A 21,985-nucleotide genomic window follows, 5' to 3' on the forward strand; every position below is an offset into this window, starting at 1 on the left:
TTTTTCAGTAGAGGATTGTAATATATTCTTCAAGTGGTTATAGTGTGGTATGAACTCTCTTGATATAATAATAGGTAAAAAAATAAGACTCTGGAGGCGAGCACGTGGATTGACAACAATGCAGTTGGGAGAAAAGTTAGGCATTTCATCTAGCCAAATAATGAAATACGAGAGAGCTGAAGCTAAAATTTCAGCAAGTAGGTTATATGAGTTAGCAAAAGTTCTTTCAGTTGATGTATCGGACTTTTTTATTGATATGTCTTCGGACTTGCATGAAGATGATGAAAGTGGTACAGAGAGTAGAGAAATAGTAGAGCTCATAGCAGATTATAGAAAAATCAAAAAAGAGTTACAGGGGTCAGCCCGCTTGCTTGTGAAGTCCTTTCCAACTGGGAGGTAGTGGAAAGTTGCAAGCTGACCCCTGTAATTCTTTCTTTATTCTTCTGTACAAACTTCAATTATTTCCTTATCACAATGTACGCAAAAATCAGCCGGTAGGCCCTGAGCTATATCTTTCAGCGTATCTGTAAATACAGCAGATTTAGATTAGATGATTCTTTCTTTTTCATAAGTACCCCTTATTTTTAATCTAGTATATAGCCTCAATTATTAGTAAAAGGTTAATATAATATGCTTTTTATGACTAGTCAAGCACTATAAAGACTATTTATGCTAAGCAAGTGATACAAGAAAGAATAATATATTTACTACTATTGTTAATAAATAAAATTGCAAAAAAAATTTAAAAATGACTTGATCTTCTTGTAAATCCATGGCTTTATGGCGACCAATGCTAAAAAGCAGAGTAAATAATTGAATTTGTTTAGTTGTTAATAAATAGGTAATTTTATGAATAATAGTGAAAATAAAAGAAAAACAGAACTGGAAAAAAGAGTATTAGCAAGCAAAGGTAGGTCGTCATTACTTGATCTTGAGCTGGTGGAGCTTATTTTATATTCTTCATTTAATAATGGGGAAAATAAAGAAGTTGCAGAAAGATTATTAGAGCTGTTCAAGAGTATTGGTAAGGTGATTAGCGCTGACTTTCATGAGCTGAAAAGTATAACTGGCATGAATGATTCAGCAATAGCAAGTATTATGTGTGTGAGGGAAACAATTGAAAGAATGCTCAGAGAAGATCTGGAAGAACTGCCAATAATTGAGAATCAGAAAAAATTGATAGAATACTTAAGAGTAACAATAGGCCAATTAAGTATAGAAAACTTTCGTGTTATTTATTTGAACAAGAAATCTCGTATTATCGATGAGTACACTCAAGAGGGAACAGTAGATAAAACACCTCTATATGCGAGAGAAGTAATAAAAAGAGCACTACTAGTAGGAGCAACTGCAATGGTTATAGCACACAACCACTTAGGAAGTGCAAAACCATCACAGCACGATATAAGTTTAACCAAAATCCTATCATTAGCGTGCAGTAGCATGGAGATAGAGTTAATTGATCACATAATTGTGACAGAAAAAAATTACTTTAGATGATATGAATAGTTATTGCTCGGTTGAGAGCATGAGAAGATAATAACTTCTCAGAGTGGATAGGTAGCAGGTTGGGCAAAGCTTGAGGCTCCCTCTGCTTTTATATGCAGTGAAAGAAGACCTCGTACTTTAGATTAACCGCACCTGCCACCGAAAACCATCGTGCGGCCCATAAAATTCGGTGACCGCGTATAGGAGTTTGGATCAACCGGCAATATTCTACTCTGATATATTATTATGCAATTGGAGGAAAAAGTATGCGTTACATTGGAGTTGATTTACATACAAATAGCTTCACTGCCTGTTATTTAGAGCAAGAAAAACCAGAATATATTCGCACGTTTCGCTTGCAGGATATAAACAATTTTATTGAGAATCTTCAGCCAACAGATGAAGTAGCTTTAGAAGCAACAGGTAACAGCTGTTTCTTTTATGATGAAGTGTTACCTTACGTCAAGCGTGTGGTAATAATTGCTCCTTTGCAATTCGAAGTTATTCGCCGTTCTGTACACAAGACAGATAAGCATGATGCAAGAGCTATTGCTTTTTTTCTAAGCAAGGATATGCTGCCTGAAGCAAGATGCAAAAACACACAATATCAGCAATTAGTTTCTCTTCTTAAAACAAGAGAACAGTTAGTAAAATCACGGATATCTTTGATTAACAAAATGCACAGTCTTTTTAATTACCACGGAATAAAAATTAAAAAGGAAGCACTGACAACCAAAACGGGGTTTAAACGTGCTATTCAAAAACATAATTGGTGTCATTTGGAAAAAGTTGAAATTGAAGTGATCAGCTATCACCTAGAAGCTATACGAGAAAGCCTCAAGAAACTTGAAAAGGAAATTGAAACTTTTGTTAAACAGCTTCCTGGATTTTATAATCTCATTAGCATTAAAGGCATTGGTGTAATTTCTGCAGCTGTTTTTATTACAACAATTGGTGATATTAATGACTTTCGCGATCCTGAAAAACTCACTGCTTATTTTGGAGTTGTACCATATGTTTCTCAATCTAATCAACAGTGCACGATTGGAAGGATTACCAAACGAGGGTCGAAAATGGCACGCACTGCTTTAATACAGTGTACTTGGGTTGCTCATGGTTAGAATTAACTGCACCTAAGTCCAGTCGATATTCGGGATACGCTACTATTACTCATCCATTCCATCCATGGAAGGGGAAAAGTTTTCAAATATTATCAACAAAAAACTTTAATAATCGGGATATATTTAGTTTGAAAACGTTGACGCGTGGTACAGTAGGCATTCCACGTGATTGGACAGACAAAGCAGATCCTAATCTTTATCAAACCCTTACTGATTTATCGCCTATTTTATCGTTTTCCCATCTTCAGCAGTTAGTTAAATTAGTTACCAATCTTGATCAAGCTAAAAATAGCAAAGAGGTTGATTAATGACTAACACAGAAACGATTATAGGAAAGAAATTATGCCATTGGAAGGAAAAACCTCCGTAATATCAGTAGATGCTACCAGGATAGCTATTTGTATAGCAAACATGTTGCATGAGTATTTAATAGTGGAACAACAATTGATTAAAACGGAGGATATTAATAATGACAGCACACAAAATTCAGAACCACCATATATTAAAACCAGCATACGTTTATTTAAGGCAATCAACAATGGGACAGGTAAGGCTCAATCAGGAGAGTACTGAAAGGCAGTATAAACTGAAAGATAAAGCGCAACAAATGGGATGGTCTCAGAATGCCATAAGAGTTTTAGATGATGATTTAGGGATTTCAGGAGCTCAAGCTAATAATCGAGAAGATTTTAAAATATTAGTTGCTGATGTATCAATGGGAAAAGTAGGAGCCGTGTTTGTACTGGAAGCGTCGAGATTATCTAGATCTTGCAGTGATTGGCATAGATTACTGGAATTATGTGCTTTAACAGATACATTGATTATAGATGAAGATGGTTGTTACAATCCTAATGACTTCAACGACCAATTGGTACTTGGGCTAAAAGGAACGATATCACACGCAGAGTTGCATTTCATCCGTGCTAGACTTTTAGGAGGTAAGGTAAATAAGGCTAAGAAAGGAGAGCTTCGATTTCCTCTCCCAGTAGGATTTTGCTATGATGATGAAGGTAATACTAGATTTGACGATAATGAGCAAGTAAGAAGTGTGATTCAATTATTGTTTAAAGTATTTAAAGAAAAGGGCAGTGCTTATGGAGTAGTACATCATTTTGGTAAGAACAAAATACAGTTTCCAAAACGAGCATATGGTGGTATTTGGAAAGGAAAGTTAATATGGGGAGCACTGACACATTCTAGGGTATGTTCAGTATTAAAAAACCCTTCTTATGCTGGAGCTTATGTTTATGGTCGCTTTAAATATCAGAAAAAATTATCAAGTACTGGATTGGTCAAGACAACAGTAGTTCGCCTACCGACAGAAGCCTGGCATACAATGATAAAAAACCACCACGAAGGTTATATAACGTGGGAAGAATATGTAGCAAATAAAAAGGTTTTAGCAAATAATCAAACCAGTGGAGAAGAGAATATGCTACCTACAGCAGTACGAGAAGGATTGGGATTATTGCAGGGATTATTAATTTGTAGTTACTGCGGCTGTCGTCTTACTGTAAGGTATAAGAGCAAAGGTGGTGTTCTTGCTGTTTATGAATGTAATTGGAAAAAGAAGTGGGGAGAAGATAGTAAGAGTTGTTTTTCTGTTTATGGAAATCCTCTGGATGAAGCTATCGTAAAAAGAGTATTGGAAGTCATGGAACCTGCGCAAATTGAGATTGCCGTAAAAGCATTTGAAGAATTGGAGCAACGAGGTCACATGCTAGATAAACAATGGCAAATGCAGATAAAAAGAGCAGATTATGAAGTACAACTGGCACAGAGACGTTATGAAGAAGTAGACCCATCAAATCGCCTAGTAGCTGGAACATTGGAGAAACGTTGGAACGAAGCTTTAATAGCATTGGAAGAAGCACAGAATCAATATGATGAATATAAGAAAAATGATGTACTTACAGCTACAAAACAACAAAAAGAGAAAGTGTTGGCACTAGCTCAGGACTTACCACGCTTATGGAATGCAGAATCAACAAGTGCAAGAGATCGAAAGCGTATTTTACGACTTCTAGTTAAGGATATTACTGTTGAAAAACTACGTAGTGAACAAAAAGCAGTACTACATATACGCTGGCAAACAAATGCTATAGAGGACTTAGAGGTGCAATTGCCAAAAAAATCCTATGACAGATGGAGGCATTCAGATGATATAATTGATCGGATAAGACAGCTATCGAAAACAATGACTGATGAACAAATTATTAGTTTGTTAAACCAAGAGGGGCTGACAACAAATAAAGGTAATCCTTTTACTATAAAAAGTATGAAATGGATTCGATTTAAACATAAGATCCCAGCACTATGTAATCAAAAATCTGAAGAAGAGTTATCAGTGAAACAAGTTGCAGAAAAATTCAATGTCAGTCATTACGTAGTACGTTATTGGATTGAACGTAAGTTTATTAATGCACGACGTATTGGTGAAAGGTTCTGGATATCGATAAGTTTAGAACAAGAACTGGAGTTAAAAAAACGTATTGAGAGCTCTTCTAAAATAGCAATTGCAAGGTTGAAATCACAAAAACAAATTGAAGGAGGTGTATTATGAAGTTATCGTGCTATACGTTATAGTCCTTACTTGAAAAGTTTCTATGAAAATGTGAAAAAAAGGCGTGGTTCTGCTAAGGCCATTATTGCTACTGCTAGGAAATTCCTGACAACCATTTTCTATACGCTTAAAAAGAACTGGATTTTTAAAGATTTCACAAAATTTGAATTTTTTATTGGATAATAATCGTGAAGGAAAATATGGAACCTTAGTTTTATAAGCTAATGAATATGTGCATAAGTACTTAAAATATGTGGGGACATACTTATACACATATTCATTAGCTACATTAATTTAAAAAAGATTAATTAAAAACTTGGTGTTTTTGTTGCCAATGAAACAACTTTTGATTGAATCAGATGGCACAGTAATAAATAAAAAATTGTATTAGAGCTGAATTTTATATCAGAAAATGTTTTGGGTAATGCAAAAAATCATTATTGACTTTTATGCAATTTAGAGCTGCTGAGAAATTGCTGACAGAAATTTTCTACACACTTAAAAATAACTGGGTTTTTAAAGATTTTACAAAATATGAAATTTATAATTGACAACAATCATAGGAGCTTTGCTGAAAATAAGTTACTGTAGTAAGATTTAAGGATTAACTATGAAATTACTATTGCAGACATCTCTAGAAGTCAAAAAACATTGTGAAAGCTTGAATAATAAAGGGAAACAAGAACTTTATAGGCAGGTAATGGAGGAAGCAAAAGTAGCAATTGAAAGTAACGACATTGATCAGCTAAAAAAACTGAGTGAGGCTGCAGTTGCAATGGAAGAAGTAAGTGAAAAAGAGTTGCTTGAATCCTTTGACGATGAAAATCCGCTTAAGGAAGCAAATATCGTAGTAGAGAGAGATGGGTTAACCAATTATCTGTTTAGTCTTGGTGATTCATCGAAACTCTACGACTTAAGAGAAAATAAAGAAGAAGCGCTTTACCAAGCAATCAAATCAGATGATGTTGAGTTGGTTAAACACGTATTGATAGTGCTACTGTCGAGTGATTTTGAAGGAAAGGTAGATCTAAAGGGTTTGGTAAAATTGCTATCAAAGGGTTATGAAGAGTTGAATCTTTCGAAGGATATGAAAAATTACCTTGAAAGGAAGATAGGGTTTTGCAGATTTTTGTGTGATTTTAAGTTTGACGAAGATCCCATAGAGTTATTTGCAAATCGGTCAGAGGTTGACTATGAAATAGATAAGTTTCTGCTTTCTTTGATTACAAAAAAGACAAAGGAAGAAGAGCTACTTTCTGAAATAAGCAGTATGATTGAGCTTCTAAAAAAGTATGAAAAATTTGACGGATTGGAATATAAGATCAGAAGATTAAAATCAGAACTTGAAAGCGGAAAAAGTAAATATTCAACTGAAGTCATTCGTGATAGCATTAAAGAACGGGAAAAGGAAATGGAGAAAATTAAAGAAAAGTACATCAAGTCAGTTGATTTAATTGATGAAAGGAAAAGGCTAGTGAAACAACTGCTAAGAACAGTAGCTCAATAACTTGGATAACGTTCACGCTGAAGTGGCTAAAGAGTCTTTTTTGCAATTTTTGTATTTCATCAGGGGAAAGGCATAGCTATATAACATCTATACATGTACTGGACTAAGTGAGCTTGTTGCTTTAGCTCTCATTTAACCTTCCTCTCTACCTTCTTTTTGGTCTCTCTATAGCTTGATGAGTTGCCGCAACTTTGACATCAGACACTGACGTAGTAGGTTGCTCTGTTACCCAATCCGGCTTTGCTCTGCCTTTCTCCCATTTAGCAAATCTCATTTTTTCCTGCAGATAATATTTTCTATAAGCTTCTACAGCATCATTACATTTATGTTGCTCTGGTAGTGCTTGTACAAAAGCTTGCATATCAGTTGATTGAAAAATGAGCAAATTTTTATTACTATCACACCAATCTATTACTTTTTCTGACTTATGCTCTTTTTTATACCGGTAAGTATACTCTTTACATAATTCTTTTCCGTGGGTTATTAACCAATCGAAATTTTCTTTTGATTCTCTTGCCCATACAGAACAAGGGTGATTTTTGTGAGTAAGTTTATATGGAACTGATATACTCTTATCTGTAATGCTTACTAACGGACCTGACTCTTTTGCTACCCAAAAACACTACTTAATAATTGAGCAGTTTCCAACACCATCTTTACCACATGCTTATCACACAACATTTGCGCTGCAATTACTGGGTCTTCATGTAATATAAAAATATTCATCATACCTCACTTTAGCTTAATCTATTATATCAAGTAGGTATGCCAAATTCAAAATAAATCTGCTGTTATTTCAATTTTTTCTGCTTCTTTCTTCTGTGACTTGTATGTATTTAATAATAAGTTATTTCCGTTCTAGTTAAAATTAAGATTTTTATATATCAGTATGGTTAACGAATAAAATTGATTGCAAATTTAATGGATACTTTCTTTTTGAAGTTTCTTAATCTCATCAATAGGTAATCCAGTTAACCTAGCAACTGTATCGACATCCATGCTATCAATAAGCATTGCCTTTGCGACTTCAATTTTCTCTGCTTTTCTACCTTCTTCTCTGCCTTCTTCCCTACCTTCTTTTTTGCCTTCATCTTTAGCATCATCAAGCCGTTGTTCCCAAATAGCTGCCTCTTTCTGTACACTCAAAATTCTTTCTTCATATGCTGCTAGATCTTTTTTATCCCAGCTAAACCTATCTAATTCATCGTACGCTAACTTTATTATTGGTGCTTGTTCAGCAATCTTCTTTAGGTCTTCATCTGTTGTATCTTCTGCGTATTTAAAGAAATAACACCAACGTTCTACTATGTTTTCTAGTTGCTCTACTTCACTTTTAGGAAATTTAGGTAGCTCAATAAAGATAAACTGCAAATCTTTTAAGTAATGTCCATTGGTTTTGATATCGCGTATATTGTGAGTAGATAAGTAATCAATCTCTTCAGGAAACAAGTTACAATTGGAAACAGCTATGAAATAAACTATCTTTAAATCAATGTAATTACCAGATTTATCTAATTGTCTTGAGTAAGCTTGAGCAGCATATAATTGAGCGCGTTTTTCAAAACCCTTATCTCTAGCAACCTGCATTTCAACAACATATCTCGCACCACTTGAATCCTTGCAAAGAATATCAACTATACTTTGTTTATCAGAAGCAATCTCGGGATTCATAATAGTACTAAGAAACTCCACTTCTTGTATTGCATTTTCCTCACCGAACCCCAAAATATCATTTAAAAAATGGATAAGAATATTTTGATTTTTTTCAGTACCAAAGATTCGCTTAAAGGTTAGATCACATTTTGGGTCTAGAAACTTAGAAATAGCCATGGCCAATATACCTGAAAAACCATTAATAATTATACATCATTTATGATAAATGTTCAACGTTTTTGTTGTGTTTCTTGCTTAACTTAGACAAACATCATTTTTATAAGTAGCTCTGCAAAGTAGCTAAAAAGCCTAATAAGCAAATTCATTTTTTCAGTGTGGAAGATTAACCTCCTAAAAAACAAGAGCCTTTACGCTCAATAACGATTACCTACCATCGAGAGGACAGGCTTGTTAATCTGCCACATTTCTATTATAAAATACTTGAAAATAGTATTCAACTTTTTTTAGCAGAAAGATTTCAATAGAAAGCGGTGTTTGTTGCTATAATAGATGATAATATTTAGCTGCAGCTCTCATTAATAGTAAATTTATGTCTAATTTCAAGTTTCAGGTGTATTCATTTTTAAACTGACTGTTTTACGCGCCATTAGAACACCGTTTTAGGCTTGGATGGTCAATCTCTTGTCTTTTGCTATTACCTCTATAAATCCACTTATAAGCCCGGTAAATATATTCTCCATTTTCGCATGGTTTTATGCTAGCGTTATGAAGTTGTTTTCTTACTATTTATTAAAATCTTAACTTCAAAATCTAGTCTTACCAAAAGCATAAGAAGCTTATCCAATGAAAAGTTTGCAGTGTTTAATCTTTTAATCAGAGAAATATCTGCAAGAGGGGTTTGTAATGCATATGCGGCTTTTTTACTGTTCCATTGGTTATCATCTATTGCTTTATTTATCATTTGTACCAATATTTCTTTTGTATTAGCGTTAGTAGTATTTAACGTTTCCATTAATCTTGTTATTATGTCAAAATTAATATTAAATTAACAGAAACTTTATATAAATCAATGAGAATTAACTAGTTCGCACCACTCTTCCTCGCTGAGCACTTTTATACCAAGCTCCATTGCTTTTTTGTACTTTGAACCAGGCTCATTTCCAACAACTAGAAAATCTGTATTGCTGCTCACACCTGAACTTACCTTTGCACCCAGAGATTCAGCTTGTTCTTTTGCTTCGGTTCTACTTAGGGTTAAAAGTGTACCAGTAAAAACAACCACCTTACCGCTTATGGCTGCACTACGTTTATTGTTATCAGCTGGGGTAATCTTCAGGTGGCGCACAAGATTATTTAACATATTTACGTTTTGCTGATTGGAGAAGAATGATCTTATAGATTCGGCAATTTTCTCACCTACGCCTTTTATCTCATTGAGCTCAGAAAAAGAATCGTAGCTTTGTAGTTTGACCATAGAGTTGTACCAATTTTCAAAGGAAACATAGTAATCCGCAAGCAATTTTGACACATACTGTCCAATAAACCTAATGCCTAGTGAACATATAAACTTATCGAGGCTGATTGTTCTTCTACTATTAATGGAATTCAACAAATTTGCTATAGATTTTGGTCCCCATCCATTATATGTTTCCAAGTCAAACTCTTTTAATTTTTCTTCTAACATAAATATGTCTGAAACTTGCTGAATAAGGCCAATATTATAGAAAAACTCGATCTGCTTATCAGCGAGGCCGACTATGTTAAAAGCTTCTTGAGAAACGAAATATTTTAACTTTTCAATAAGTTGAGCTTTGCAAGTAAATTCGCCGGAACATCTTATAGCTGATTCTTCTTCAACTTTTATTGTCCGACTACCACACTCAGGGCAAATTTTGGGAAATACAAATTCAGGTGCATTGGAAGAGCGAGCACTTTTATCGACTCCAGCAATATAAGGTATCACGTCACCAGCTCTAATTACAGTGACAACGTCTCCCTCTCTTATATCCTTGCGTTTTATCTCATCATAATTATGAAGGCTTGCTCGACTGACTAATACCCCTCCGATATTGATACTGGCTAATTGAGCAACTGGTGTTAAAATGCCAGTACGTCCAACTTGAACAATTATCTTTTCAATTTTAGTTTTACCATAAGCAGCAGGAAATTTATGAGCTATGGCCCATCTTGGGTACTGATTGGTATTCCCTAATTTGCTATGTAATCCTAGATTATTAATTTTATAAACCAAACCGTCTATGTCAAACCCTAAATCACAACGGCAATTATATATCCTACTATAGAACTGTAACATTTCATCCAAACTGTTTGCTAAGAGTTGATGTTCATTTACACAAAACCCAAGTTCTTTTAATCTATTTAATACTGCAAATTGGGTCTTTTCTTCTCCACCAATCAAAGAATATGCAAAATATTTAAGCGGTCTGCTGGCACTAACATTTGAATCCAACTGTCGTAAGGAACCTGCAGCAGCATTACGTGGATTGGCAAAATCATTATTCACATTGAGCTTTATAAAGTCTTCATTAGCAATGTACACTTCTCCCCTAATTTCCAATCTCCCCTTCAAGCCTGGCAAAAACTTAGGCAAATCTTTTATAGTTGAGATGTTTCTTGTTACGTCTTCACCAAAATAACCATCACCACGAGTTCCAGCTCTTACAAAAATTCCATCCTCATAAATTGCAGAAAATGACAGCCCGTCAATTTTTAGTTCAGATATTACCTCTAATTCATCAATATTCAAGAATTTTTTCGCCTTAGTTAAGAATGTCTCTATGTCTTCTCGATTGTAAGCATTACCTAATGAAAGCATTGGTACTATATGCTGTACTTTGGCAAACCTCGAATCAGGTTCAGCACCTACATTGCTTAGAGAGTTTTCATTAAATTCTGGAAACAGCTCTTCTATTTTAGCTGCTTTTTTCTTTAATTCATCAAATTCAGCATCTGTAATTTCCGGATTGTTCTTTTGATAATACAACAAGTTATGGTGTGCTATTTTCTCTTTCAATTGAAATAATTCCTGTTGTTGTGTTACTTTTAAATCAGCTGAACCATTATTATTTAATTTTATTGCGCTATTAATATCTTTCATGACTTACCCCACATTAATTTATTTCCATAATTTAGTAGTGACTTCCTTTATCCAAATTTCCTCTCCTTTTTACCATAATTTCTACATCACAATTTAGCCTAGACAGAAGAGTGAAAATCTTTTCTACGCTAAACCCTTTTGTTTTCAAATTTACAATCGAGGATACCTTTGGTTGGTCAAGTTTCAGCACATTTGCAGCTTCTTGTTGTGTCCAATTGTTTTCTTCGATTACACTTTTGATAATATTGAATAACTCTGTTTTGAAATTTGTTCTAATTACCTTTATCATAAATTATACCTCTCTAATTCAGCTTTATATTCCATAACTATTTCCTGCTTTTACTATCCCCCTATGTATTAATAATAGCTCCACTATCTCCTTATTATTCTTTGCAACCGCTATATCAAGTGCAGTCAAATGGCCTTCAATATCAGCTCTTACACAAACATTTGCTCCTTTACTTAGCAGTATTTCAACCATTTCTTTATTATTGTTCATAACCGCAGCATGTAGTGGAGTACAACAGTGTTTACCACCTAAAGCATTAACGTTAGCTCTATTCCGTAGCAGTATTTCTACCGTTGACTTATGACCATGGGCAACCGCTAAATGTAATGGTGTATAAAAATCTCCATCTAAGTCATTAATATTGCAACTAGCTCTTTTTATAAACATTGACAGTATTCCGTCATACCCACACTTTGCAGCTATATGAAAAGGAGTATTTAGGCAATTATCCTGATGGTTTATATCAGCTCCATATTGCAGTAAAGTTTGAACAGCTTCCTGATGATTATATAATGCAGCAAGGAAAAGAGGTGTCCTGCCGTAGATATCTTTAGCATTAACATTTCCTTCGCTTATAATTAGAGCCTCAAGAATATTGCTGTATCCATATTGGGCTGCTAAGTGAACAGCAGTATTGCCTTTGTTATCCTTTGCATTAACGTTTATTCCGCACAAAACGAGGAAATTAACAACCCTTTTGCAATTCCATTTACAAGCAAAACGTAGACATTTTATACCAAGTTTAGTATTAACAACAATGCTTGTAATGATGTAAAAAGGAAGTGAAAGTATCGTAAGTACTCTATCCCTCTTAATTTTTCTGACTATAGCCACTAACTCCTTATCAATATCCATACTAGCCTCCACTATTAAAGTCTGTAATTTGTTGCTAGCGCCCTAGGACGTTAAATGGACTCAGACGTTCTGGATAACTTAAGAATTTTTGATTAAGATGATAGTTAAGTCCTTCTTCCGAATTACTTGCGTTGAAAACAATATTTTTAGAAGAAGGCATTCGTTCATTTTTCAATCCTTCATTCTCAAACCTTACACTTTTTGAAAAACTATATAAGATCTGTTTTATACCAACTAAAAGATCATTATCTTGTACAATTTTCTTATTTTGCATATAACCTCACATTATTACCAAACTGTTATAGTTTACAGTGATAGATATTAACAAAATATTGACTGACATGCAACCTTAGTTAGAAGGTAAATAAATTAATTCTCTCTAGTCGAGAAAGTTAATAATTAGTATTAATATGCAAATAGAAATAGAGAAGTATTTAATAAATATAAAATAGGTAAAAAAATTTATGTTAATTTGCAAAAGGCACCAATAGCTTTGTTATTTGATTAAATGTGCTTTGGGTATTTGGGATTTTTGGCAGCCCATTTCAGATCTAGAGAAAATAGTAGTTTGCTTCTAAATTCTGCTCAGTGAACTCAAATAAGACTTTAATACTTGCTCTTTACCATTAATATATTATTTCTTTTCTGAACCTCAAAGCAGACGCAGCAAGATATTCTCTATTTTCCTCAAACGCTAGCCAGTAGCGACCCTCTTGTTCACATACAGCGCCAGTTGTGTTAGACCCAGCAAAGATATCTAAAACAACATCTCCAGGCTGTGTTAAAAATCGAATAAAAAATTGAGGTAATTTGGCAGGAAATCTAGCAGGATGCTGTTTTATACCTAGTTCTTTACATGCAGAAAGGTATGCGCTGTTGGATTCTGAATTTGAAATCTGTAAAAGATTTGATGGAATGGATCCACCATTATCTTTACTGAAGCTACTACTAATATTATGTCCTGAAGGTCGCTTTTTTGGAGTATAATATGCCTTTGGGTCCTCAATAAGTTTCTTCATGCGGTCACTGTATTCCACTAGTACCTTTGTGATATCTGCCTTAGGCCACTTGGTTTTGCTGAGCCACCATACAGTATTAACAGAATCTTTTACCCTGATTTTTCTCTTATTTACCCACTCAATTGGACTTGGTAACTTAGATGGATTATACCAATAAAAATCTTCGGCAAGGAAGAATCCTATATCATCACAGAGATGTATAAGCACCCTAAAATTATATAAGCTTCGCAATGGCATACCTTTTTCATAAGCCCCACCAAGATCAAGTACAAAACTACCAGTATCTTTAAGTTTTCTATATACTAATTTTGCAAATTTACTAAGCCATGCAACGTATTCAGCTTGAGACTCATTTCCATATTCTTTTTTTCTTTGCAAAGCAAACGGTGGGCTGGTTATTACAAGATCTAAGCTATTGTCTGGGAGTTGTGGCAGTAGATTAATAGAGTCTCCACAATACGCAGCTCCTCTATTTGTAGTATATATGGGTTTAGCATTAAATGTGAATTTTTCTAATGCGTTCATTTAATTTTATAGTTGAAAATGACTTCCAGCCTTAACTTACGATATTACAAAATTTATCAATTATCTTCTGACTACATTCAATCATCATTCGCGCCTCTTGCTGCAGGAGTTTTATGTTTTTAGTTCCAGCATTATCCAGGTCGGGTGATGCTACGCTTAGCTGTGATTGTATACGTAAATACTTATCTTCAATTATATTATTGAGTTGATAATTGACAATATCAAGGCTCGATCCAAACATTACATTTAGTAGCGGTTTTACCCAAGCTATCTTTCCAAATCTCTTTGAGTTAATATATTTAATGGGGTTAGATAGCCTACCAGCACCAATTGAAAACAGCACTATCTCATCATCAGGGAATAACTTTCTACAACTTGCATATGCACAGGCAGCAGGGTTATTGGCAAATACACCTCCATCCACCAATACTCTTTCAATTTGGTTAATTTTGAGATATTTTGGGGTAAAGTAAGTAGGAGCAGCGGTTGTAGCCCTTAGTGCATCTTTTAGCTTGAGAAATTTCCTATCTTCCTTCCAGCTCTTAAAAAAGAAAGGGCAGTTATTGTGAATATCGTAACTTGTAAGTAATAAGTTATTTGTAACATCAGCAAGAGTCATCTCACCAAAATACTTATCAAGCACAAGTTCAATGTTTTTATTCGAATACTCTGCACCATTCAGCCAAGTAATCGCTTTCCTTAAAAATGAAGATTTAAAAATATAGGATCCGTATTCTTTATATAGCTCAACTAAATCACTTGCTGAATACTGTAGTTTCCCTTTTCCATCCTTCTTACATAGCCCTGCAACAACTATTCCACCAGTTGAAGTGCCAGCCATTAAATCAAATATTTGGGAAATAGGTTTATTTGTTTTACGCTCTATTTCTGCTAATATTATTGCTGGTATAATTCCTCGGATTCCGCCACCATCGACTGAGAGAATAAATTTGGTCATATGTTGAGGTATATTTTATTTTTATTAATATGTTCACTTCTATCTGGATGTATTTGCCCAAAGATCACGGTTTGTTTTACTCCTGGCGGAAATTGTGCTAATCAGATAATTCACGAAATAAATCAGTCTAAAAAATCTGTACTGATACAGGCCTATGAATTTACTTCCAAGCCAATTGCAAAATCGCTTATTATGGCTAAACAGCGTGGTATTGATGTGAAAGTTATTCTAGATGAATCACAAATTCAATCGAAATACAGTGTTATCAATGAGCTATTTCAACAAAAAATCCCAATTTGGATCGACTATAAACCAGCTATAGCACACAGCAAGTTAATGATAATTGACAATCGAAAAATAATAACTGGTTCATTCAACTTTACTTACTCTGCGCAGGGAAGAAATGCTGAGAATTTGCTGATTATTACTGGCAATCATCCATTAGTTGAGCAATATGTGGAAAATTGGCAGAAACGTCAATTACAGTCCAATCCTTATCAACCAATAGAAGAATGATCACTTCCATTTACTATTTGAAACCTGCCCTTTAAACTCATCAAGTTCTTCAGAAAGATTTTTTACTCTCTCTTCAAGACGATATACCGTTACAGTCAATCCGTTATTCTGCTCTATGAATTTATCATGTATGTGAACCCGTAAATCTAGCTTGGCTAGCCACCATATAACTCCTATTGTTTGGATTAGCATAGTAACGACTACTGTAATTGGGATTTTCCCTGTGTTTTGGTTTTGCATGTTTTTCCTGATTATAAAATGAATTAGTTATAATGATTAATAAGAAGGGAAATATATTCACTCCCTATACTTTAGTTATGGTAGTTACTACTTGGACTCGTATCGTTTTTCTGCATCACGAAGTATGTCTATAATTTCTCTGTAAGGCTTTTTTCTGTTAGGATGATTAAGAAACTTTCTTACTGCTGCAGTTTTTGCAGTTTGCATTTTCCAGTCACGAAGGTGAGGGTTAGCTCCTTTTTCCAATAAAAGCTTCACTATCTCTAATTGTCCCCCTCTGGCCGCTTCATGTAATGCTCCACTAATAGCATTTATATCAGCCCCTTCGTCTAATAAAAACTTGGTAATTTCTAAGCACCCTTCTCCTGCAGCATAATGTAATGCTCTTTCACTAATACTTAAAGAACCTTTAGTATTCACGTTCTTTTTTATCAAGGGTTCAACAGCCTCTAAATCACAGTTCTTAGTTGCAACTCGTAAATTTCTATCAATTTCATCAAGACTCTCTCCACTAAATAACAAAGAATATATAGTAGCAACACATATTACTAATACTATCAGGAAAATTGGTACATCATACTGACCTGTTGAGCTTGCTCGAAGAATTCTCCTTAAATTTCTGTTCATATATAATCATATTATTTTTGGCATTAGATTGTAATTTGCTTAAATTTTCTTTAACTAGCCTTGCACTGCCTCTATTGTAGTTTGATACCCTTTACTATCTAAGATATGTTCCGCTCTATTAATTACCCACTCACCTTCAATCTCCTGACAAAACCCTGAAAGGCTGATCTTAGCTTCTGCAAAAAGTGCAGGGTTACCAGGAACAGTTACATTTAAATTTGATGTACTACGTTTTAGTTGTTTTAACTTAGCAGTTGCTGCACTAATTGCTGATTCTGCTGTAGAGTAAGGATCTTGTATTGAATAACTTGGGCCTTCATTTCCTACTTTTTCTTCTGTAGTTTTTCCCGTTTCATAACTATACCATTTTACAGTCACAGATCCATATTTATTACGTACATTAAAATTTACTTTCCAATTTATTACATCTTTAGGTGTTAATAATGTTATACCTAATACTTTACCAGTTACTGATTTCCCCTCTCCTCTTGAAATAAAAGTTATACATCCTCCCACAGGCTTTACTAATGCATCATGTTCTCTGCCTAACCCTTTTAAAAAGTTTATATCACTTTCATTTGTCTGATTTTTATATTGTACAAGTACGTTTTCAAATTTTTCAGCAACTTTACTTTTGTATCCATGTTTCTGTGCTATTTCTCTCACTAAATCACCTAAAGTAATGTCCTTCCACACTCTTGATGTTTTTTCCTTTAGTGAGCTTTTAAAATTTGCAGCAAGACACCTTACCCTCAAAGTCTGTGGAGGGCACTGCACCGTGATTTCACTTGCCGTATAAACTCCCATAAGTACCAGATCTGTTTCCTTATACCCAAGAAAAACTTTTAATTCACTTTTAAGCTCTAAAGCGCTACTCCCGTAGTTGATATGTATTTCAGCTTCATCGCTCGTAGTCCCAGATTCATCAGTAAGGCGTAATGATATTAAGCTCTTTTTTAAAGCTTCTGTTACTGAGTTATCTTCTGCTATTATGTCAAAATCTGGTTTCATTATTCTAAAATTTTTGTTACAGATTCTTGTGATGTTTTCTGAATTATAGGAAGCTTAATCTTTAGTCCCGCCGGTAAGAAACTACCGTACTCTGCAAGACCAGGATTTTCAAGTAATACTTCTTCCACTGCTCCGCTACTATATCCATAGTGCTTCCAGCAAATATAATCTAGCATTTCATTTTCTTTGGTAGTATAGTAAATCATTTATTATAACTTTTTAACTTTATTTGAAATTCAACTTTTCTTGGCCGTCCGTCAGGAAAAAACGATGTCTGTTTCTCTTCCAAATTGGTGATAACAAAATTTCCAAGTACATTGCCTGAATTATCAACTAGAACGTGTGGTTCTTGAGTGTTACGCATACTCTTCAACTGTTCTAAGCCATCACTCCGATGATGAGGATAAATTACTCCTGCTAAATCAATGCATTCAATTCCTGAACCAATATTTTGCAATGACGTTTTTTCAATACATTCAATTGTATGCCACCTCTGTTCTTTACTGTATCTCAGGCTTATTGGCTCAAACTTACATTGCCCAAGTAACATTAATGCATCTCTTCTATGGTGTCAAAGAGCGCACCACGTGCTTGTTCTCTTAACCTTTCTATTACTGCATTTGCAATACTACGTATATCTTGATTAGGTTCTGCTTTGACACTTATATTAAACGTCTGATTGAATGTTTGGTCATATGTTTTTGATTCTTTGCTTTCAAATTTGTTTTTGATAAGCTCCTTAAATGCTTTTTCGGCTTCTTCCTGATGATAATCCTCCACAGATCTTTTCTCTTCTATGATACTTTTGAACTTAATATTATTTTCACTACCTTCAGAGATTTCTTTCACTACATTATTATTGAGTAAAGGATTTCCATCACTGAAAACGCTATTTTTAGAAAGTGCATTGCCAACTTTTCCATCGACTAATGAAACAACACTCTCCATCTTTTCAAATTCTTTTAATGGGCTATTCTCAGAAACTCCACCAAATATGCTACTGATAGTATCTCCTAGCCATGAAAAAGCTTCACCGATTGGTTTTATTATCGATTTTATATATTCCCAAAGACCAGCAAAGAAGTCTTTCACTTTTTCCCAATTACTAATTACGAGAATTGCACCGGTTGCAAGTAAAGCAACAACAGCTCCTATAGGATTACTGATCATTGCCGCTGTTAACACTCTAAAGCCCGTAACTACAGCAGGAATTATTGTTGTTGATAGCCACATTAGCGCTGGTCCGAGCTGTCCGTACAAAATAGCTTTTAAAGTTAAAGCACCTCCTTGAAGTAAAGCGAATGCATAACCACCACCCACTACTGCAATCTTCAAGAGGATACAGGCTGAAATGATGCTCATAATTCCAGTAGTCAAAATGGGACACTGTTCTGCAAACCAAGCTATACCTGTGGTTATAGATCTTAAAAAACCACTTATCCAATTTAAAGTAGGTAGCATGACTGATCCCAAGTTCATTCCTACTTCTGCCATTGAATTTTTAAGTAGTTGCAATTGTTTTGCTGTAGTACTTACACGATCTTCAAATTCTCTGCCTAACGAGCCTACACGTTCTTTTTCATCACCTAGTAACCCTAGCACCTCTTTATATTTTTCTAAGTTTGCAACTATTAGTGCTATATCATCTTGAGATCCAGAATCAAAAAGTCTCAAGAGAATATCAGGACGCTCATCTTCAGGTACGTTTCTCAAGGCTTCAAAAACTTTTAGAAGTGTTCCTTGTGGATCTTTCTTAATATTCTCCTCAAGCTCATCAATATCTATTCCTACTTCCTCTAGTGCTCCTATAAATTCAGGACCTTGATTTCTTGCAGTTTGTAGTTTAACGAGTATATCACTTATCACTGTTGCTGCCTTTTTAGGCTGTTTTCCTAAGCTAATGAAGGTATTCACTAAACCAGCAGTCTTACTTTTACCCATAACTTTGAGAAGTTATTATGTGAAGCATAACCATGCTCTCTCTAAGATTTTCATAGCCTCGCCATAGAGTCATACTTCCTGGTAAATTATCACCTTTTCTATTCATAAACCCACCTAATTTTCCTAACCAAATAATAGCTTGTTTTATGTTTGGAGGTTCTTCGGGCAATGTGGCCACTTGATGCTCACGTATGTAAAGAGCTTTCCACTCTTCATTGCTTAGAACCTTAGTGCAAGCCTCCATAGGATGCGATAAAGCCACTTTTGTTAAATATAAAATTTTAAATGTAATAATGCTCTTTATAGCAATTAATTTCTGTAGCCTTTCCTTTGTAGTTAAACGAGAGCTTTCTATTTTACATCCTGATTTTAAAATTCTAAAGTATTCTTCAATTTTCCATCGTAGCTTATACCAATTTATCCTTTCTATGGCATCTAAAGTGCTATTAACTGGTACATTAGTTAACAAAGTCCAATCGATAGCTTCAACTCCTTTAGGAGGATCCATTTCCTTTGCGCTTACCACATATACAGCGACTTTATCACTTATTTTATGTGCTGTATCTTTTGACCCATAAATGTAAGGCGCTCTGATAGGTATATAGCCTTTCATATATTTTACTTCAATATTTGCTTTTCTTGACTTCTGGTGCCCGTTTTTAGCAACTTCCAAGACGATTTTCTCTTTTACCGGAAGTTGAGCTATGCGTGTTTGCAAATCTGTTTTTCCCTCTTCAGTACAGATAAATTTTCTATTAGCTCGGTTACGGATTACATAAAAACTACCCAATGATTCAGCTATCCATAAAAATTTGAAGATATCTGCTTCCCTATCACCAAGAGTGACAAGTTGTACATCTTTGGAAACGTTATTTATGGTTTCTTTTAGTGCTGCTATCCACTTATAACTTTCTTTCTCCTCTATAGAAGTACGGTATTTCCTATTTGCTTTTTCTTTTGCTGTTTCTTCTTTTCTAGCGGGACGCGCCCAGCACTGTTGAGAAGATAAACCTAAAGGTAATCCTTCTTTACTGACCATTAAGGCACTATGCAGCAGCAAACCCTTTTTATGCTTTGTATAAGCTTTAGAAATACTGCCTAGCCCTTTGGTATTTATATGAGAGTCAAAATCCAAATAACTAGTATCTTGGATTGAAAATATAAGCTTATTTCCTTTTATCCTTTCCGCTGTTTCTTTATGATGAGAAGAATAAATTTTCTCGGCCTCAAGCTTTTCATTACTAAACAACCTGTACGCGCCCTTAGCTTCTTTCCATCCACCACAACTTTGATTAATTGATCCAGATGCCTTACGCTCTATAAGATAACTTGTTGTAATAAGCCTCTTATTAAGCCTTATATCTCCCAGATTAACATGTCTCAACTCTCTTTCTAGCCATTTGTCCCCTAAGCTATCAGTATATTGCGTATTTGTATTTACTCCGTACATTTTTAAACCCTTTATCAAATATATGAATTTGCTATTTTACTAGCTTTTTTATATTTGTGGGTAAAAGTAAGACCAGCAGTCTGGTGAACATCTAATCCGAACTGTTTTGCAGCTCCTCCAGCCACAGTCATTGCTGACATCATATCTTTTGCGTCAACAGTAGTATTACTTGCAAGGTGATTTAGCGTGTCTCCGAGATCTTCAATTTTTTCAGGCATAATTCCGTAAATATTGGAAAGTGTGGCAGTAGCACTTCCTATTTCTTCTCCTGTCATACCAAAGTTTACTGCCATTTTTGCTACTGCTTTTGTAAATTGAGTAATCTCATCCTTTGAAAATTTAAGCCGTCCACCACTTGTAGCAATTTCAGCCAACTCTGAAGCTGATATTGGTATTTCACGGGATAATTTCTTTAACTCCTGTCCAAGTTCCATGATCATCTTATTATTGGTTTCTTTATCAAGAGAAAATCTTACCACTGCCTTAAAATTGGCCATAGCAGACTCAAAATCAACTGCAATTTTAATTGGAACTGCAACTGAGAGTAATGAACCTATCATTCCTATTACTTGTGATCTGTAATGTGCTTTTTTTGCTGAGATACTTTGCTGTTGACTGATTACAGATCCCAGTTTGCTGTATTTACTTCTCAGCATCTCAAGAGATGAACCAAGTTTGTTTTGATCTCTCACTAAGGATTTAATATTTGTTCCACTCTTCCTTACTTCTTCATTTAAGGAATGCAGTGAATCTCTCTTTTTCAGGTAAGATACTTTTGCTTTTGTTGCAGACGCTTTAGCTTTATCAAATTCGGCTTTTAAAGTTTTACTTGGTTTTTCTACTGCTTTGATCTGCTTAGCTAAGGATTTTACCTGATCTTCAAAGCCTTTCCAGGATTTCTTGCTAGCCAAAATATCAGAACCCAATTGTTTGAACTTAGACACTGACTTTAAAGACGAATCAAGCCGCCTGATGTTTTCACCAAGACTAGAGAGCTGACCGCTACTTCCCTTTATTGCAGCATTAAAACTGCCATCTAAGACAGCTCCTATTTTTATTGATAATGTTGACATTTAAACTCCTTGGCTACTTTCGACCATAAAATAAATTCACTAATTTCCATGTTGAGTATTTGCTCAACCC

Annotated in this window: 23 protein-coding genes and 3 pseudogenes; 8 read left to right on the forward strand and 18 right to left on the reverse strand. The window is 34.6% G+C overall.

Features of this window, described 5'->3' with window-relative positions; genetic code table 11:
• Nucleotides 1-49: 49 nt before the first annotated feature.
• From ASM33_RS01730 to ASM33_RS01760, 7 genes and pseudogenes are all read left to right on the forward strand, one after another.
• Nucleotides 50-400: a helix-turn-helix domain-containing protein gene (locus tag ASM33_RS01730; RefSeq protein WP_110409317.1), complete on the forward strand. Its 351-nt coding sequence runs from the start codon at nucleotides 50-52 to the stop codon at nucleotides 398-400.
• A gap of 449 nt (nucleotides 401-849) precedes the next feature.
• The gene (locus ASM33_RS01735) at nucleotides 850-1,500 is read left to right on the forward strand and encodes a JAB domain-containing protein (protein WP_110409316.1); all 651 of its coding nucleotides are present in this window, start codon (nucleotides 850-852) and stop codon (nucleotides 1,498-1,500) included.
• Between the two features lie 254 nt (nucleotides 1,501-1,754).
• Nucleotides 1,755-2,600 (forward strand): annotated as a pseudogene (locus ASM33_RS01740) (IS110 family RNA-guided transposase); the annotation flags it as partial.
• Nucleotides 2,585-2,917: a DUF5372 family protein gene (locus ASM33_RS01745; RefSeq protein ID WP_110409270.1), complete on the forward strand. Its 333-nt coding sequence runs from the start codon at nucleotides 2,585-2,587 to the stop codon at nucleotides 2,915-2,917. The pseudogene ASM33_RS01740 and the gene ASM33_RS01745, both read left to right, overlap by 16 nt.
• A gap of 161 nt (nucleotides 2,918-3,078) precedes the next feature.
• A complete protein-coding gene (locus ASM33_RS01750) occupies nucleotides 3,079-5,172 on the forward strand; it encodes a recombinase family protein (RefSeq protein ID WP_110409269.1) in 2,094 nt (697 codons plus the stop codon).
• Nucleotides 5,173-5,181: 9 nt separating this feature from the next.
• A pseudogene (locus ASM33_RS01755) lies at nucleotides 5,182-5,355 on the forward strand (IS110 family transposase); the annotation flags it as partial.
• A gap of 427 nt (nucleotides 5,356-5,782) precedes the next feature.
• Nucleotides 5,783-6,679, forward strand: coding sequence for a hypothetical protein (locus ASM33_RS01760; RefSeq protein WP_110409315.1), 897 nt, complete (start codon nucleotides 5,783-5,785; stop codon nucleotides 6,677-6,679).
• A 145-nt stretch (nucleotides 6,680-6,824) separates the two neighbouring features.
• On the opposite strand, the gene ASM33_RS08645 is transcribed toward ASM33_RS01760, so the two are convergent.
• From ASM33_RS08645 to ASM33_RS01805, 10 genes are all read right to left on the reverse strand, one after another.
• Nucleotides 6,825-7,064 (reverse strand): hypothetical protein, encoded by a 240-nt coding sequence (locus ASM33_RS08645; protein WP_237342936.1) that lies wholly within the window; start codon nucleotides 7,062-7,064, stop codon nucleotides 6,825-6,827.
• 224 nt (nucleotides 7,065-7,288) lie between these two features.
• Complete coding sequence (locus tag ASM33_RS08650; protein WP_237342937.1) at nucleotides 7,289-7,408, reverse strand: pyrimidine dimer DNA glycosylase/endonuclease V; 120 nt, start codon at nucleotides 7,406-7,408, stop codon at nucleotides 7,289-7,291.
• A gap of 189 nt (nucleotides 7,409-7,597) precedes the next feature.
• Complete coding sequence (locus tag ASM33_RS01770) at nucleotides 7,598-8,509, reverse strand: Rpn family recombination-promoting nuclease/putative transposase (protein ID WP_110409314.1); 912 nt, start codon at nucleotides 8,507-8,509, stop codon at nucleotides 7,598-7,600.
• Nucleotides 8,510-9,056: 547 nt separating this feature from the next.
• Complete coding sequence (locus ASM33_RS01775; protein ID WP_110409313.1) at nucleotides 9,057-9,305, reverse strand: XRE family transcriptional regulator; 249 nt, start codon at nucleotides 9,303-9,305, stop codon at nucleotides 9,057-9,059.
• A gap of 54 nt (nucleotides 9,306-9,359) precedes the next feature.
• Entirely contained in the window at nucleotides 9,360-11,411 is a 2,052-nt protein-coding gene (gene ligA, locus ASM33_RS01780; RefSeq protein ID WP_112477197.1) for an NAD-dependent DNA ligase LigA, read from the reverse strand.
• A gap of 31 nt (nucleotides 11,412-11,442) precedes the next feature.
• A complete protein-coding gene (locus tag ASM33_RS01785; protein WP_110409312.1) occupies nucleotides 11,443-11,700 on the reverse strand; it encodes a helix-turn-helix domain-containing protein in 258 nt (85 codons plus the stop codon).
• A gap of 24 nt (nucleotides 11,701-11,724) precedes the next feature.
• Nucleotides 11,725-12,555: an ankyrin repeat domain-containing protein gene (locus ASM33_RS01790; RefSeq protein WP_110409311.1), complete on the reverse strand. Its 831-nt coding sequence runs from the start codon at nucleotides 12,553-12,555 to the stop codon at nucleotides 11,725-11,727.
• A 34-nt stretch (nucleotides 12,556-12,589) separates the two neighbouring features.
• Nucleotides 12,590-12,829, reverse strand: coding sequence for a hypothetical protein (locus ASM33_RS01795; protein WP_110409310.1), 240 nt, complete (start codon nucleotides 12,827-12,829; stop codon nucleotides 12,590-12,592).
• A gap of 352 nt (nucleotides 12,830-13,181) precedes the next feature.
• Nucleotides 13,182-14,099: a DNA-methyltransferase gene (locus ASM33_RS01800; RefSeq protein ID WP_110409309.1), complete on the reverse strand. Its 918-nt coding sequence runs from the start codon at nucleotides 14,097-14,099 to the stop codon at nucleotides 13,182-13,184.
• Nucleotides 14,100-14,130: 31 nt separating this feature from the next.
• Nucleotides 14,131-15,057: a patatin-like phospholipase family protein gene (locus ASM33_RS01805; protein WP_110409308.1), complete on the reverse strand. Its 927-nt coding sequence runs from the start codon at nucleotides 15,055-15,057 to the stop codon at nucleotides 14,131-14,133.
• Here ASM33_RS01805 and ASM33_RS01810 point away from each other — a divergent pair, their 5' ends adjacent.
• Nucleotides 15,058-15,573, forward strand: coding sequence for a phospholipase D family nuclease (locus ASM33_RS01810; RefSeq protein WP_110409307.1), 516 nt, complete (start codon nucleotides 15,058-15,060; stop codon nucleotides 15,571-15,573). It abuts the gene before it with no gap.
• Here ASM33_RS01810 and ASM33_RS01815 read toward each other — a convergent pair whose 3' ends face one another.
• The 8 genes and pseudogenes from ASM33_RS01815 to ASM33_RS01850 form a co-directional block, all read right to left on the reverse strand.
• Complete coding sequence (locus tag ASM33_RS01815; protein WP_110409306.1) at nucleotides 15,574-15,813, reverse strand: hypothetical protein; 240 nt, start codon at nucleotides 15,811-15,813, stop codon at nucleotides 15,574-15,576.
• An 87-nt stretch (nucleotides 15,814-15,900) separates the two neighbouring features.
• The gene (locus tag ASM33_RS01820) at nucleotides 15,901-16,440 is read right to left on the reverse strand and encodes an ankyrin repeat domain-containing protein (RefSeq protein ID WP_110409305.1); all 540 of its coding nucleotides are present in this window, start codon (nucleotides 16,438-16,440) and stop codon (nucleotides 15,901-15,903) included.
• Nucleotides 16,441-16,494: 54 nt separating this feature from the next.
• The gene (locus tag ASM33_RS01825; RefSeq protein ID WP_110409304.1) at nucleotides 16,495-17,451 is read right to left on the reverse strand and encodes a phage late control D family protein; all 957 of its coding nucleotides are present in this window, start codon (nucleotides 17,449-17,451) and stop codon (nucleotides 16,495-16,497) included.
• Nucleotides 17,451-17,657, reverse strand: a complete 207-nt coding sequence (locus ASM33_RS01830; protein WP_110409303.1) for a tail protein X — start codon at nucleotides 17,655-17,657, stop codon at nucleotides 17,451-17,453. Before ASM33_RS01830 ends, ASM33_RS01825 begins: the two co-directional genes overlap by 1 nt.
• The gene (locus ASM33_RS01835) at nucleotides 17,654-18,001 is read right to left on the reverse strand and encodes a phage tail protein (protein WP_110409302.1); all 348 of its coding nucleotides are present in this window, start codon (nucleotides 17,999-18,001) and stop codon (nucleotides 17,654-17,656) included. Before ASM33_RS01835 ends, ASM33_RS01830 begins: the two co-directional genes overlap by 4 nt.
• On the reverse strand, nucleotides 18,001-19,392 hold the full coding sequence (locus ASM33_RS01840; protein WP_110409301.1) for a phage tail tape measure protein: 1,392 nt from the start codon (nucleotides 19,390-19,392) through the stop codon (nucleotides 18,001-18,003). The genes ASM33_RS01835 and ASM33_RS01840 overlap by 1 nt, the downstream gene beginning before the upstream one ends.
• Nucleotides 19,385-20,860: an IS4 family transposase gene (locus ASM33_RS01845; RefSeq protein WP_157956338.1), complete on the reverse strand. Its 1,476-nt coding sequence runs from the start codon at nucleotides 20,858-20,860 to the stop codon at nucleotides 19,385-19,387. The genes ASM33_RS01840 and ASM33_RS01845 overlap by 8 nt, the downstream gene beginning before the upstream one ends.
• A 50-nt stretch (nucleotides 20,861-20,910) precedes the next feature.
• Nucleotides 20,911-21,915, reverse strand: a pseudogene (locus ASM33_RS01850) (phage tail tape measure protein); the annotation flags it as partial.
• Nucleotides 21,916-21,985 lie beyond the last annotated feature (70 nt).

The organism is Wolbachia endosymbiont of Folsomia candida (genome assembly GCF_001931755.2).
GTDB lineage: Bacteria > Pseudomonadota > Alphaproteobacteria > Rickettsiales > Anaplasmataceae > Wolbachia.